The following is a 13,725-nucleotide window of genomic DNA, read 5'->3' as shown; positions in this document are numbered from 1 at the left end:
GCCCCTTAGTGAATATCACGGATGTCGGCGAAGTGACCGGCGACGGCGGCCGCGGCGGCCATCGCCGGGCTGACCAGGTGGGTGCGCCCACCGCGGCCCTGACGCCCTTCGAAGTTACGGTTGCTGGTGGATGCGCAGCGCTCGCCCGGATTCAGGCGGTCGTTGTTCATCGCCAGGCACATCGAGCAACCCGGCAAACGCCATTCGAAACCGGCTTCGATAAAGATTTTGTCCAACCCTTCGGCTTCCGCCTGGGCCTTCACCGGGCCGGAGCCAGGCACTACGATAGCCTGCACGCCGCTGGCGACCTTGCGCCCCTTGGCGATAGCCGCCGCCGCGCGCAGATCTTCGATGCGTGAGTTGGTGCAGGAGCCGATGAACACTTTGTCGATCGGCACCTCGGTCAATTTGATGCCCGGTTTCAAATCCATGTAGGCCAACGCTTTCTCGGCGGAGGCGCGCTCGACCGGATCGCTGAACGATTCCGGCGCCGGGATCGCCTGATTGACGGCGATCACCTGGCCGGGGTTGGTGCCCCAGGTGACCTGCGGCGCGATCTCTTCGGCGTGCAGCGTCACTACGGTATCGAATTGGGCGTCGGCGTCGGACTTCAGCGTACGCCAGTAAGCGACCGCCTGCTCCCAGTTTTCGCCGGTTGGCGCAAACTGGCGCCCCTTCAGGTAGGCGAAGGTGGTGTCGTCCGGCGCCACCAATCCGGCTTTGGCGCCCATTTCGATCGCCATGTTGCACAGGGTCATGCGGCCTTCCATGCTCAACGCTTCGATCGCCTTGCCGCAGAATTCCACCACGTGGCCGGTGCCGCCGGCGCTGCCGGTTTTGCCGATCACCGCCAGCACGATGTCTTTGGCGGTAATGCCCTCGGCGGCGTCGCCGGTCACTTCAATCTTCATGGTTTTGGCGCGGCCCTGCTTCAGGGTCTGGGTCGCCAGCACATGCTCCACTTCCGAGGTGCCGATGCCGAACGCCAGAGAGCCGAAAGCGCCGTGGGTGGCGGTGTGCGAGTCGCCGCAGACGATGGTCATGCCCGGCAGCGTCATGCCTTGTTCAGGCCCAATCACGTGCACGATGCCCTGGAACGGGTGGTTCAGGTCATACAGCGAAACGCCGAATTCCGCGCAGTTCTTGATCAGCTCCTGCATCTGGATACGCGCCATTTCGCCGCTGGCGTTGATGTCTTTGGTCTGGGTCGACACGTTGTGATCCATGGTGGCGAAGGTTTTGCCGGGCTGGCGTACCTTGCGGCCCATGGCGCGCAGGCCGTCGAACGCCTGCGGCGACGTGACTTCGTGCACCAGGTGCCGGTCGATATACAGCAACGGCGTTTCGTTCGGCGCTTCGTGCACCACGTGGGCGTCGTACAGCTTCTGGTATAAGGTCTTGGCCATGTTATGCCCCCTGAGCTACAAAGCGAGCGATGATGTCGCCCATTTCATCGGTGCTGACGGCTTTGCCGTCACCGGCCAGATCGGCGGTGCGGTAGCCCTGTTCCAACGCCTGGTTGATGGCGCGTTCTACGGCGTCGGCCGCTTCATCGGCGCCCAGGCTGTAACGCAGCAGCAGGGTGGCGGACAGGATTTGCGCAATCGGGTTGGCGATGCCTTTGCCTGCAATATCCGGCGCGGAACCGCCCGCCGGTTCGTACAGGCCGAAACCTTGTTCGTTCAGGCTGGCGGATGGCAGCATGCCCATCGAGCCGGTGATCATCGCGCATTCGTCGGACAGGATGTCGCCGAACAGGTTGGAGCACAGCAGCACGTCGAACTGGGACGGATCTTTGATCAGCTGCATGGTGGCGTTGTCGATATACATGTGCGACAGCGACACGTCCGGGTAATCCTTGGCGACCTGATTGACCACTTCACGCCACAGGATGGAGCTTTGCAGCACGTTGGCCTTATCGATCGACGTCACCTTGTGGCGGCGCTTGCGGGCGGATTCGAAGGCGATGCGCGCGATGCGCTCAATCTCGAAACGGTGGTACACCTCGGTGTCGAAGGCGCGCTCCTGCATGCCCTGGCCTTCACGGCCCTTCGGCTGGCCGAAGTAGATGCCGCCGGTCAATTCGCGCACGCACAGAATGTCGAAGCCGCGGGCGGCGATGTCGGCGCGCAGCGGACAGAACGCCTCCAGCCCTTGATACAGGCGCGCCGGGCGCAGGTTGCTGAACAGTTTGAAGTGTTTGCGCAGCGGCAACAGCGCGCCGCGTTCCGGTTGCTCGGCCGGCGGCAGATGTTCCCATTTCGGGCCGCCCACCGAGCCGAACAGGATGGCGTCGGCCTGCTCGCAGCCGGCGACGGTCGCCGCCGGTAACGGGTTGCCGTGGCGATCGATGGCGATACCGCCGACGTCGTACTCGGCGGTGGTGATGCGAATGTCAAAGCGTTGACGCACTGCGTCCAACACTTTGCGCGCCTGAGCCATTACTTCCGGGCCGATACCGTCTCCGGGCAAGACGGCAATGTGATAAGTCTTCGTCATGTTCACACCGTTTCCTGATTATTTTGATGTTTGTTTTGCTGCAGGCGCTGCTTTTCTTTTTCTACCTGCTGTGAGCGCCAAATATTGTTCAACACGTGCACCATCGCCTTGGCGGAGGATTCGACGATGTCGGTCGCCAACCCCACGCCGTGGAAGCGGCGGCCATTGTAAGAGACCACGATATCCACCTGGCCCAGCGCATCGCGGCCATGGCCTTTGGCGGTCAACTGGTACTTCACCAGCTCGATCGGGTAATCGGTGATGCGATTGATCGCCTGATAGACCGCATCGACCGGGCCGTTGCCGGTGGCGGCTTCGGCTTTCTCTTCGCCGCCGCAGATCAGTTTCACCGAGGCGGTGGCCATGATGCTGCTGCCGGACTGCACGCTGAAGTAGCCCAGGCTGAAGTGCTCCGGCTCTTCCTGCTGTTTGTTGATGAAGGCCAAGGCCTCCAGATCGTAGTCGAACACCTGGCCCTTTTTGTCGGCCAGCTTCAGGAAGGCGGCGTACAGGGTATCCAGGTTGTAATCCTGCTCCTGGTAGCCCATCTCTTCCATGCGGTGCTTCACCGCCGCGCGGCCGGAGCGGGAGGTCAGGTTCAACTGCACATCCTTCAGGCCGATCGACTGCGGGGTCATGATTTCGTAGTTTTCGCGATTCTTCAGCACGCCGTCCTGGTGAATGCCGGAGGAGTGGGCGAAGGCGTTGGAGCCGACGATCGCCTTGTTGGCCGGGATCGGCATGTTGCACAGCTGGCTGACGATCTGACTGGTGCGGAAAATTTCCTGGTGATTGATGTTGGTGTGCACATTCATGATGTCCTGGCGCACTTTAATCGCCATGATCACTTCTTCCAGCGAACAGTTGCCGGCGCGTTCACCAATGCCGTTCAGGGTGCCTTCCACCTGGCGGGCACCGGCCTGCACTGCGGCGATGGAGTTGCCGACCGCCATGCCCAAATCGTCGTGACAGTGCACGGAGATGATGGCTTTGTCGATGTTCGGCACGCGGTCATACAGGGTAGTGATGATGCCGCCGAACTGGTTCGGGGTGGTGTAACCGACGGTGTCCGGGATATTGATGGTGGTGGCGCCGGCGTTGATGGCGGCTTCAACCACGCGACACAGATTGTCGATCGGCGTGCGACCGGCGTCTTCACAGGAGAATTCCACGTCGTCGGTGTAGTTGCGGGCGCGTTTTACCGAGCGCACCGCCATCTCCAGCACTTCGTCGAATGAGCGTTTCAGCTTCGATTCGATGTGCAGGGTTGAGGTCGCCAGGAACACGTGGATACGGAAAGCTTCGGCGACGCGCAGCGCTTCGGCGGCCACGTCGATGTCTTTGTCCACGCAGCGGGCCAGGCCGCAGACACGACTGTTTTTGATTTGGCGAGCGATGGTTTGCACCGATTCGAAGTCGCCCGGTGAAGAGACCGGGAAGCCGACTTCCATCACGTCTACGCCCATTCTTTCCAGCGCCAGCGCAATCTGAATCTTCTCTTTTACGCTCAGGCTGGCCTGCAGCGCCTGCTCGCCATCACGCAGCGTGGTATCGAAAATAATGACTTGTTGGCTCATCGGTGCATTCCTTATCGTGTTGATTTCACGCTAAGCGGGCAAAAAAAAACCCGCGCAGTAGCGCGGGTTTCTTATGGGTGATCGGCTGAGTCAGCTCCGAACGTCGTCCACAGGCATACCGCGCAAGCAAGATGCGTTGAGTAGTAGGCCTAGTAGACGGTGAGTACGGATCATAATGGTTCAGCTTCTCTTAAATTGGGTGTCTGCCTAATTTGATACGTGATTGGTCTGGCGATGTCAACACCTGATTGAATGCGGGGACAATGCGTCGGTTAATCGGCCGGGCAGAGGATCCTTCGGCAAAAAAGCGGTACGCCAGAGAAAAAACGAAGGGCAGTTTGCGCGTTGCTTAGCATAAACGAATCGAATATATACTGCGCTAATTGCTTCTGGATTTCGTTGAGTTAAAATTCATGATGAAAAAATAAGCGGGGTTAATCACGGAGGGCAACAAAATAACATTTTTAATACAAATGGTTTGCGTTGAATTCATATGATTAATTGATTGTTTTGGTCTTAATATAACAAAATAATGCGATTTCACACAAAGTGAGCGATGTTTTTAGATGGTTTGATGGCTTGCGATGTGTTTTTATAGTTTGTCTCACACGGCACGGTTACGTTGTTTAATTGTATTAATCATTGTTGATACCTAATTATTAGTACCACCCAGGTAGCATTCTTCCTCTGGCGGTAGAAGCTGCTGACATGCATTCCATATACGACTTATATCGTGTCGGTAACACGAGGTTTTTTATCGGCTGATGGCGGTAATGGCAGGATTTTTCGTGCAAAGATAAGACAATGCGGAGTTTCATTGTTTGTCGAGCATAAGGATTAGATTATCTACACAGGATTTAGTGGAGTGAAATATGGCTGAATATGATTCAGAAATCGCCATGGTCAAAGAGCCGGCGGACATCCATTTGCGCAGTGTCGATCTTAATTTGCTGACGGTGTTTGACGCCGTAATGCAAATGCAAAATATTACGCGAGCCGCTAATTCGTTAGGCATGTCGCAGCCGGCGGTGAGCAACGCGGTGGCGCGCCTGAAGGTGATGTTCAACGACGAGCTGTTCGTGCGCTGCGGGCGCGGGATCCAGCCCACCATGCGGGCCAGGCAGCTGTTTGGCCCGGTGCGGCAAGCCCTGCAGCTGGTGCAGAATGAGCTGCCGGGTGCAGAGTTTGAGCCGTTGACCAGCACGCGGGCGTTCTCGCTGTCTTTGTGCAGTCCGCTCGATTTGCGTCTGGGGGCCGGGATAATCAATCACGTCAAACAGATCGCGCCGCAGCTTAATCTGCAAGTAAAGTCATATATTAACAATAATATTGAGCACCAATTACGCTATCAGGATGTTGAATTTGTCATTGGTTACAGCCGTTTCGAATCGGCGGAGTTCCGCAGCCTGGCGATGTTCGACGACGAATTAGTGCTGGTGGCCGCGCAGGCGCACCCGAGAATGGGAGAAGAGACGACGTCGGAACTCATGTTGGCCGAACAGCATGCCGCGGTTTCCCTGGAAAGTTTTGGATCGTTCAGTAAACCTTTTTATTCCGAGGAGCCGATGCTGCGCGCCGTGACGCAACAGTGCACCGATCTCTATAGCGTACTGAATATGGTGTCGCAAACGGACATGGTGGCGATTGCGCCCGCCTGGTTGGTGCGGCAACAGACGGAAACGTTGAAAATAAAGGCGGTTCCTTTATGCGGCAATGACAATAAAGCCACTTGCTATCTTTCCTGGCATGAATCTTCCGAACGGGATAAAGGGCACCAGTGGATGAAATCTGTTCTGATTGAGGCGGGAAGCCAAAAGTAACGCGATAAAAAACCGGGATTATATAAAGATAATATTTAACCGAGCGATTTTTCTCATGATGAAAACTAAGAACTATCTGTGTTTTTATTAAGATGTTTCTTGGTTTTACGGCGATTAAATAACTTATTTTCAGGGTGAGTTGGTTCGTTTGCCAAAAATAATTAATATAAATTTATATTCTGATTTTGTCTTTCCGACTGGAATTTTAAACTAATCTGATGCGGCGGTCCGAATGGGCCGCATTTTATCGCCATCACTCCCTCTTTTCCCCGCCGTTTTGTCCTGGCGATGAAAGCGACGAAGTTAGCCTGTGTTTTAGCTCACACTTCTACGCTGAAATCGCTTTTCCCCCTGCCTGAGAGTAGGTAGACTGCGCAGAAAAAAGTAAACACGTGTAAGCTGAGATGAGAACCGCAAGGCGTCGTTCTGGCTTAACTGTTTGATTCATTTCAGGCTTAGAGCACTATGATCAATAATCTGCTGCAATACCATTTGATCCATCGTATACAGCATCAAATTACCCACCGCGCGGATCGCACAGCGTTTCGCCAATGGTCGCCCAACGGTGAGCTTCAACTGACCTGGGGAGAGGCCGCTGCCCGTATTGATCGCATTGCCGCTGGGCTGCTGGCCCTGGGGGCCGAAGTGCAAGAGCGCATCGGCATTTTCGCCAACAACACCATGGCCTGGTCGCTGGCCGATCTCGCGATCCTGCATCTGCGCGGCGTCAGCGTACCGCTCTATTCCACCAATACGCCGGCGCAGGCGGCGTTCGTCATCAATGACGCCGACATCCGCATCCTGTTCGTCGGCGAGCAGGCGCAGCTGGACGCCGCCATCGCACTGCGTGGCGTCTGCCCGCAGCTGAGTCATATCATCGTGTTCGACGAGGGCGCCGATCTGCGCGGCTGCGAGATCGCACAACACCTGAGCGCCTTCGAGCGCGCTGTCGATCCGGCGGCTTTTACCGCTCAACGTCAGCAGCGCATTGAAGAGTGCGACCTGCAGGATCTCTTTACCCTGATCTATACCTCGGGCACCACCGGCGAACCGAAAGGGGTCATGCTGGACTACCGCAACCTGGCGGCGCAGCTCTACCTGCATGATGAACGACTGACGGTCGGCGAAGAGGATGTGTCGCTCAGCTTCCTGCCGCTGTCGCACGTATTCGAGCGAGCCTGGAGTTTCTTTGTCATGCATTCCGGCGCGCAGAACGTCTTCCTGCCGAACACCGACTGGGTGCGGGAAGCGATGGGCCAGGTGCGCCCGACGCTGATGTGTGCGGTGCCGCGATTCTACGAGAAGATTTTCAGCGCGGTGCATGAGAAAGTGGTGCGCGCCCCTTGGCTGCGCCGCGCGCTGTTCCACTGGGCGATCGTCTGTGGCGAACGCAAGTTCCTGCAGGAGCGCGCCGGCAAACCGTTGGGCAAACTGTTCGAACTCTCCCATCGCTGGGCCGACAAGCTGGTGTTGAGCAAGCTGCGCGGCATTCTCGGCGGCCGGGTGCGCTTCTTGCCGGCGGCGGGTGCCAAGTTGGATGACAATGTGATCCTGTTTTTCCAGGCGATGGGCGTCAACATCAAGTACGGCTACGGCATGACCGAAACCTGTGCGACCGTGTCTTGCTGGGAAGAGGGGCATTTTCGCTTCGGCTCTATCGGCAAGCCGCTGCCGGAGGTTGAGGTGCGCATCGGCGAGGAAAATGAAATCCAGGTGCGCGGGCCGATCGTGATGCGCGGTTATTTCAACAAGCCGTTGGAAACCGCCGCGACCTTTACCCAAGACGGCTGGCTGAAAACCGGCGACGCCGGGGCGATCGATGAAGAGGGCAACCTGTTCATCACCGAGCGCCTGAAGGATTTGATGAAAACCTCCGGCGGCAAATATATCGCGCCGCAGATGCTGGAAGGCACGCTGGCGCAAGATCGCTTTATCGAGCAGGTGGCGATCATCGCCGATGCGCGCAAGTTCGTTTCCGCGCTGATTGTACCGTGCTTTGAGTCGCTGGAAGAGTACGCGAAGTCAGTCAACCTGAAATACCAGGATCGCCTGGAGCTGCTGCGCAACGGTGAGATCCTTGAGATGTTCGAGAAGCGCCTGCGCGAGATGCAAAAGGAGCTGGCGCGTTTCGAGCAGGTGAAGAAGTTCACTTTGCTGCCGGCGGCCTTTTCCATGGAGCTGGGAGAGCTGACGCCAACGCTTAAGCTGCGTCGCAAAGTGATCCTGCAGCGCTATCAGAGCGAAATCGACTCGATGTACCGGGAACAGGCCTGAGGCCGATGCCAGGCCGCGAGCCCGGCGAAAAAATCGGCATATTCTTCGCCTGATTTAGTTCTGTAATTTCCCCTCTGTTCGAAACAATGCCTAGCCTGACAACCCCAGGGCTAGCGCATTGTTTTTATAAAGCCGCGATCTCCAGCCGCTTGGCAATAACCCCGCTGCGGTTAAGCCATTTTGCCGTTTGCCTGCCCCATATTCTGACGTTATGTTAATTCGATAGCGACAACCCATAAAAATTTTGGGGCATTGCCCCGCAGCAGGCGCTACGTTCCAGCGCCAGAGAAGAATAAGCAAGCTTGGAGGCAAACCCATGGAGATGTTGTCAGGAGCCGAGATGGTCGTCCGATCGTTGATCGATCAGGGCGTTAAACATGTATTCGGCTACCCCGGCGGGGCGGTGCTCGATATCTACGACGCCCTGCATACGGTCGGCGGAATCGATCATATTCTGGTGCGTCACGAGCAAGGGGCGGTGCACATGGCCGACGGCTACGCGCGCGCCACCGGCGAGGTGGGCGTGGTGCTGGTGACGTCCGGCCCGGGTGCCACCAACGCCATTACCGGCATCGCCACCGCCTATATGGATTCTATCCCGATGGTGGTGCTGTCAGGGCAGGTGCCCAGCTCACTGATTGGCTACGACGCCTTCCAGGAGTGCGATATGGTGGGCATTTCACGGCCGGTGGTGAAACACAGCTTCCTGGTGAAACGCACCGAAGACATCCCGGCGGTGTTGAAGAAGGCATTTTACCTGGCTTCCAGCGGCCGGCCCGGCCCGGTGGTGATCGATCTGCCGAAAGACATCGTCGGCCCGGCGGTGCGGATGCCTTATGCCTACCCGCAGGACGTGAGCATGCGTTCCTACAACCCGACGGTGCAGGGCCACCGCGGGCAGATCAAACGTGCGTTGCAAACCATTCTGGCGGCCAAAAAGCCGGTGATGTATGTCGGCGGCGGCGCGATTAACGCCGGTTGCGAAGCCGAACTGCTGTCGTTGGCGGAGCAATTGAATCTGCCGGTGACCAGCAGCCTGATGGGGTTGGGGGCCTTCCCCGGCACTCATCGTCAGAGCATCGGCATGCTTGGCATGCACGGTACCTATGAAGCCAATAAAACCATGCACCATGCCGATGTGATCTTCGCCGTCGGCGTGCGTTTCGACGATCGCACCACCAATAATCTCGCCAAATACTGCCCGGATGCCACCGTGCTGCATATCGATATCGATCCGACCTCGATCTCCAAAACGGTGGATGCCGATATCCCGATCGTTGGCGACGCCAAACAGGTGTTGGTGCAGATGCTGGAGCTGTTGGCACAGGATGACAAGGCGCAGGATCACGATGCGCTGCGCGACTGGTGGCAGTCTATCGAACAGTGGCGCGCCCGCGACTGTTTGGGGTACGACAAAAACAGCGGCACCATCAAGCCGCAGGCGGTGATCGAAACCCTGCATCGTCTGACCAAAGGCGACGCCTATGTGACCTCGGACGTGGGGCAGCACCAGATGTTCGCCGCGCTTTATTATCCGTTCGATAAACCGCGCCGTTGGATCAACTCCGGCGGCCTCGGCACCATGGGCTTCGGCCTGCCGGCGGCATTGGGCGTCAAGCTGGCGCTGCCGGAGGAAACCGTGGTGTGCGTTACCGGCGACGGCAGCATCCAGATGAACATTCAGGAGCTGTCCACCGCGCTGCAATATAACCTGCCGGTGGTGGTGGTGAACCTCAACAACCGTTATCTGGGCATGGTGAAGCAGTGGCAGGACATGATTTATTCCGGCCGCCACTCGCAGTCTTACATGGATTCGCTGCCGGACTTCGTCAAGCTGGCCGAGGCCTATGGCCATGTCGGCATCGCCATTCGCACGCCGGATGAGCTGGAAAGCAAGCTGGCGCAGGCGCTGGCGGAAAAAGAGCGGCTGGTGTTCGTCGACGTGACCGTCGATGAAACCGAACATGTTTACCCGATGCAGATCCGCGGCGGAAGCATGGACGAAATGTGGCTTAGCAAAACGGAGAGGACCTGATCATGCGCCGTATTTTATCTGTCTTGCTGGAAAACGAATCCGGCGCCTTGTCGCGCGTGGTCGGGCTGTTCTCCCAGCGCGGTTATAACATCGAAAGCCTGACGGTGGCGCCGACCGACGATCCGACGCTGTCGCGCATGACGATCCAGACCGTCGGCGACGAGAAAGTGCTGGAGCAGATCGAGAAGCAATTGCACAAGCTGGTGGACGTGCTGCGCGTCAGCGAGCTGGTGCAGGGCGCTCACGTCGAGCGCGAGATCATGCTGGTGAAGCTGCAGGCCAGCGGCTATGGCCGTGAAGAGGTGAAACGCTGCGCCGACATCTTCCGCGGGCAGATCGTCGATGTGACGGCAACGCTGTACACGGTGCAATTGGCCGGCACCAGCGACAAACTGGACGCCTTCCTGAGTGCGGTGCGTGACGTGGCGGAAATCGTGGAAGTGGCGCGCTCCGGCGTGGTCGGCGTGTCGCGCGGCGACAAAATCATGCGCTGAGCGCGGTCTGCTGGCGAATAATCGGGGCGCGGCGTGGCTGCGCCCTTTGTTTTTCGGTATTTTTTGCCCGATTGCTGGCACCTTTCGGCAAAAGCGGTTGCTAGGCAGTGTTTTCTGCTGTTAGATCGCAGAGGCTGGATTGAATAACCGCACGGGATGTCATGGTTAATCCGAGCACAGCCTTCACTTCTATTTTCAGCGTCATTAAGGGGTTAATGTGAAACTGGATGAAATCGCGCGTCTCGCGGGCGTTTCGCGCACGACGGCCAGTTACGTCATCAACGGCAAGGCGAAGCAGTATCGTGTCAGCGATAAAACCGTCGAGAAAGTGATGGCCGTGGTCAGGGAGCATAACTATCACCCGAATGCCGTCGCGGCGGGGCTGCGCGCCGGGCGTACCCGTTCTATCGGTCTGGTGATCCCGGATCTGGAAAACACCAGCTATACCCGCATCGCCAACTACCTGGAGCGTCAGGCGCGCCAGCGCGGTTACCAATTGCTGATCGCCTGTTCCGAAGATCAGCCGGACAACGAAATGCGCTGCATTGAACACCTGCTGCAGCGCCAGGTGGACGCCATCATCGTTTCCACCGCGTTACCGCCGGAGCACCCTTTCTACCAACGCTGGGCCAACGATCCGTTGCCGATCATCGCGCTGGACCGCGCGTTGGATCGCGAGCATTTCATCAGCGTCGTGGGCGCCGATCAGGAAGACGCCTTTGCGCTGGCGCAAGAGCTGCGCACCTTCCCGGCGGAATCGGTGCTGTATCTGGGCGCCTTGCCGGAGCTATCGGTCAGCTTCCTGCGTGAGCAGGGCTTCCGCCAGGCCTGGCAAGAGGACCCCCGCCACGTCGATTATCTGTACGCCAACAGCTACGAGCGTGAAGCCGCCGGGGCGCTGTTTGCCGAATGGCTGAAAACTCACCCGATGCCGCAGGCGTTGTTCACCACCTCGTTCTCTTTGCTGCAGGGCGTGATGGACGTGACGTTGAAGCAACGCGGCCGTTTGCCGACCGATCTGGCGATCGCCACCTTCGGCGATCATGAACTGTTGGATTTCCTCGAGTGCCCGGTGCTTGCGGTGGCGCAGCGCCATCGCGACGTGGCCGAGCGCGTGCTGGAGCTGGTGCTGGCCAGCCTGGACGAACCGCGTAAACCTAAACCGGGGCTGACGCGTATTCGTCGCAATCTGTTCCGCCGCGGCAGCCTGAGCCGCAAATAGTTCGCCGTCGAGCAGGGGCCCGCATGACCGGGCTCCTGTCTTAGACGTAACCCGTCACCCGAAACAACCGCCGGCAATACTCCAGGAAGTAGCCATACACCACACCCATCGCCATGGAGACCAGCGCATTGCTGGTTACTGCCGCCAGCATTTGCTGGCCGTCGGCACCGACGCTCCACAGAATGGCGGCATAAACCGGCGACTGAAAGCTGACATAGGCCAGCAAATCGGCGAGATTGCGCAGCAGGAACTGGCCGCGCGGGCTGCGGCGCGCCGTGCGAATAAACAGATCGCGATAGCGGCCATAAGGCCAGGCGATCAGGATGTTGACCGGGATCGACAGCAGGCGGGAAGAGAGGGATTGCTGGAAGCTCATGCCGGAGATCAACACCTCGATCGCCATGCCGGCGATAAAGCAGTACACCACCAACGCGAACGTATCGGCGGCGGCGCTGCGCCAGTGGGCGGCGGGCGAAAGCATGAGTGTCTCCTTTTATGGTTAAAATACCGTTAAATTATTATTTTTTGGTTGTTAATTCTGAGTTTTTGCTTTTTTAGTAGTTTACTAATCTACATTGTGTTTTTTAACTAGTTTTATATTTTTATTTTTAACATTTGTTCGGTTTTTGTCCCGCAGAACCGGGGGGCAGGATGGGGCGGAGAGATTAAAATCGGTGTTTTTAAATAAATTCATTAAAAACATAGTGTTGCGATTTTTCGGGCCGGGTGGGGATTTTTTCCGGAAAAAATTGTGGAAATAAAGGTGTAAGAAAATGAAACCATAATTGTAAACAGGTATTTTGGGAATAATCTTACCAAATTGATTTAAATAGAAATTGCTTCTGCTCGTAATATCCGAGCCATTTATTTTTGTCGCGGCCTCATCATTGGTGCACGAATTGAAGTAAAATAGCGCGCGGTTTGACGGTGAATAACGATTGAGCGTTATTAACTCAAGGAGTTATGGCCTTATTCCGCGAACGGTTCGCCAAACGCCGAGCCTTGGCGGGCGCGGCTCGCCAGCGGTTACAGCCCTGAGATTGCCGAGCTGAAAAATGAGACATGGCTTGCAGAAGGAAGTAATGAGTTAATTAATCGCCAGTTCGTCAGGTTTTTAATCAGATTCTTTCCGCTTAGAAAATTCTCTCCGTTTATCATGGTGTTAATTTTTAATCGTCGAATAATCAGAGTTTCTTTCGCGAGTCAGCTCCCAAAATGACCAGAGAAATATTGCCAAAGCGCTGCCGCTCTGGCTTGACAAGGTTTTCATACCCTCCGTAAACTCCATTGTGTGGGAATTTGTGGGGTAAAGTGGTGAAAACGGTCACTAAGGGGTAGCTCAGGAATGTTCCGTGGAGCGACGATGGTCAACCTCGACAGCAAAGGGCGGCTCGCCGTACCTACCCGATATCGGGAATTGCTCAACGAGGAATCGCAAGGCCAAATGGTCTGTACCATTGACCTCCATCAGCCCTGCCTGCTGCTTTATCCTTTGCCCGAATGGGAAATTATTGAACAAAAATTATCACGTCTGTCGAGCATGAATCCCGCCGAGCGCCGCGTTCAGCGCCTGCTGCTGGGGCATGCCAGTGAGTGTCAGATGGATAGTGCCGGTCGTTTGCTGCTCGCCAATACGCTGCGGCAACACGCCGGGCTCACGAAAGAAGTGATGCTGGTCGGTCAGTTCAACAAGTTTGAACTGTGGGATGAACAGACCTGGTATCAACAAGTCAAGGATGATATTGACGCTGAACAGTCGACTCAGGAACCGTTGTCTGAGCGGCTACAGGACTTGTCGCTATAA

10 protein-coding genes are annotated in these 13,725 nt (G+C 56.9%); 6 read left to right on the top strand and 4 right to left on the bottom strand.

The window, feature by feature from the left end:
* Positions 1-5 precede the first annotated feature (5 nt).
* From leuC to leuA, 3 genes are read right to left on the bottom strand one after another with little or no spacing between them, the layout of a single operon-like run.
* Positions 6-1,406: a 3-isopropylmalate dehydratase large subunit gene (gene leuC / locus AAIE04_RS16300; RefSeq protein ID WP_044029698.1), complete on the bottom strand. Its 1,401-nt coding sequence runs from the start codon at positions 1,404-1,406 to the stop codon at positions 6-8.
* 1 nt (position 1,407) lies between these two features.
* Positions 1,408-2,499, bottom strand: a complete 1,092-nt coding sequence (gene leuB / locus AAIE04_RS16295; RefSeq protein WP_440528785.1) for a 3-isopropylmalate dehydrogenase — start codon at positions 2,497-2,499, stop codon at positions 1,408-1,410.
* A gap of 2 nt (positions 2,500-2,501) precedes the next feature.
* Positions 2,502-4,076, bottom strand: coding sequence for a 2-isopropylmalate synthase (leuA, locus tag AAIE04_RS16290; protein ID WP_004932820.1), 1,575 nt, complete (start codon positions 4,074-4,076; stop codon positions 2,502-2,504).
* Between the two features lie 872 nt (positions 4,077-4,948).
* Here leuA and leuO point away from each other — a divergent pair.
* From leuO to cra, 5 genes are all read left to right on the top strand, one after another.
* On the top strand, positions 4,949-5,896 hold the full coding sequence (gene leuO, locus AAIE04_RS16285; RefSeq protein WP_154747112.1) for a transcriptional regulator LeuO: 948 nt from the start codon (positions 4,949-4,951) through the stop codon (positions 5,894-5,896).
* 465 nt (positions 5,897-6,361) lie between these two features.
* Entirely contained in the window at positions 6,362-8,170 is a 1,809-nt protein-coding gene (locus AAIE04_RS16280; RefSeq protein ID WP_498577348.1) for an AMP-dependent synthetase/ligase, read from the top strand.
* 316 nt (positions 8,171-8,486) lie between these two features.
* On the top strand, positions 8,487-10,205 hold the full coding sequence (gene ilvI, locus AAIE04_RS16275; RefSeq protein WP_025159636.1) for an acetolactate synthase 3 large subunit: 1,719 nt from the start codon (positions 8,487-8,489) through the stop codon (positions 10,203-10,205).
* Positions 10,206-10,207: 2 nt separating this feature from the next.
* Positions 10,208-10,699: an acetolactate synthase small subunit gene (gene ilvN, locus AAIE04_RS16270; protein WP_025159637.1), complete on the top strand. Its 492-nt coding sequence runs from the start codon at positions 10,208-10,210 to the stop codon at positions 10,697-10,699.
* Positions 10,700-10,916: 217 nt separating this feature from the next.
* Positions 10,917-11,921 carry a catabolite repressor/activator gene (cra, locus tag AAIE04_RS16265; protein WP_004932801.1) on the top strand — a complete coding sequence of 335 codons (1,005 nt, stop codon included), beginning with the start codon at positions 10,917-10,919 and terminating at the stop codon, positions 11,919-11,921.
* A gap of 40 nt (positions 11,922-11,961) precedes the next feature.
* Here the strand turns inward: cra and AAIE04_RS16260 are convergent, their stop codons facing one another.
* Positions 11,962-12,402, bottom strand: a complete 441-nt coding sequence (locus tag AAIE04_RS16260) for an L-alanine exporter AlaE (protein ID WP_019455064.1) — start codon at positions 12,400-12,402, stop codon at positions 11,962-11,964.
* A gap of 864 nt (positions 12,403-13,266) precedes the next feature.
* Here AAIE04_RS16260 and mraZ point away from each other — a divergent pair.
* A complete protein-coding gene (gene mraZ / locus AAIE04_RS16255) occupies positions 13,267-13,725 on the top strand; it encodes a division/cell wall cluster transcriptional repressor MraZ (RefSeq protein ID WP_025159638.1) in 459 nt (152 codons plus the stop codon).

The sequence above is a fragment of the Serratia sp. Ae19-1 genome (assembly GCF_059801225.1).
Note: the sequence above shows the minus strand (reverse complement) of the source record. Positions and strands in the feature narration are given on the sequence as shown.

Coding starts and splice junctions, on each gene's coding strand:
- AAIE04_RS16260 (WP_019455064.1), bottom strand. CDS start 12,402: ATGCTTTCGCCCGCCGCCCACTGGCGCAGCGCCGCCGCCGATACGTTC.
- ilvN (WP_025159637.1), top strand. CDS start 10,208: ATGCGCCGTATTTTATCTGTCTTGCTGGAAAACGAATCCGGCGCCTTG.
- AAIE04_RS16280 (WP_498577348.1), top strand. CDS start 6,362: ATGATCAATAATCTGCTGCAATACCATTTGATCCATCGTATACAGCAT.
- leuB (WP_440528785.1), bottom strand. CDS start 2,499: ATGACGAAGACTTATCACATTGCCGTCTTGCCCGGAGACGGTATCGGC.
- leuA (WP_004932820.1), bottom strand. CDS start 4,076: ATGAGCCAACAAGTCATTATTTTCGATACCACGCTGCGTGATGGCGAG.
- mraZ (WP_025159638.1), top strand. CDS start 13,267: ATGTTCCGTGGAGCGACGATGGTCAACCTCGACAGCAAAGGGCGGCTC.
- leuC (WP_044029698.1), bottom strand. CDS start 1,406: ATGGCCAAGACCTTATACCAGAAGCTGTACGACGCCCACGTGGTGCAC.
- leuO (WP_154747112.1), top strand. CDS start 4,949: ATGGCTGAATATGATTCAGAAATCGCCATGGTCAAAGAGCCGGCGGAC.
- ilvI (WP_025159636.1), top strand. CDS start 8,487: ATGGAGATGTTGTCAGGAGCCGAGATGGTCGTCCGATCGTTGATCGAT.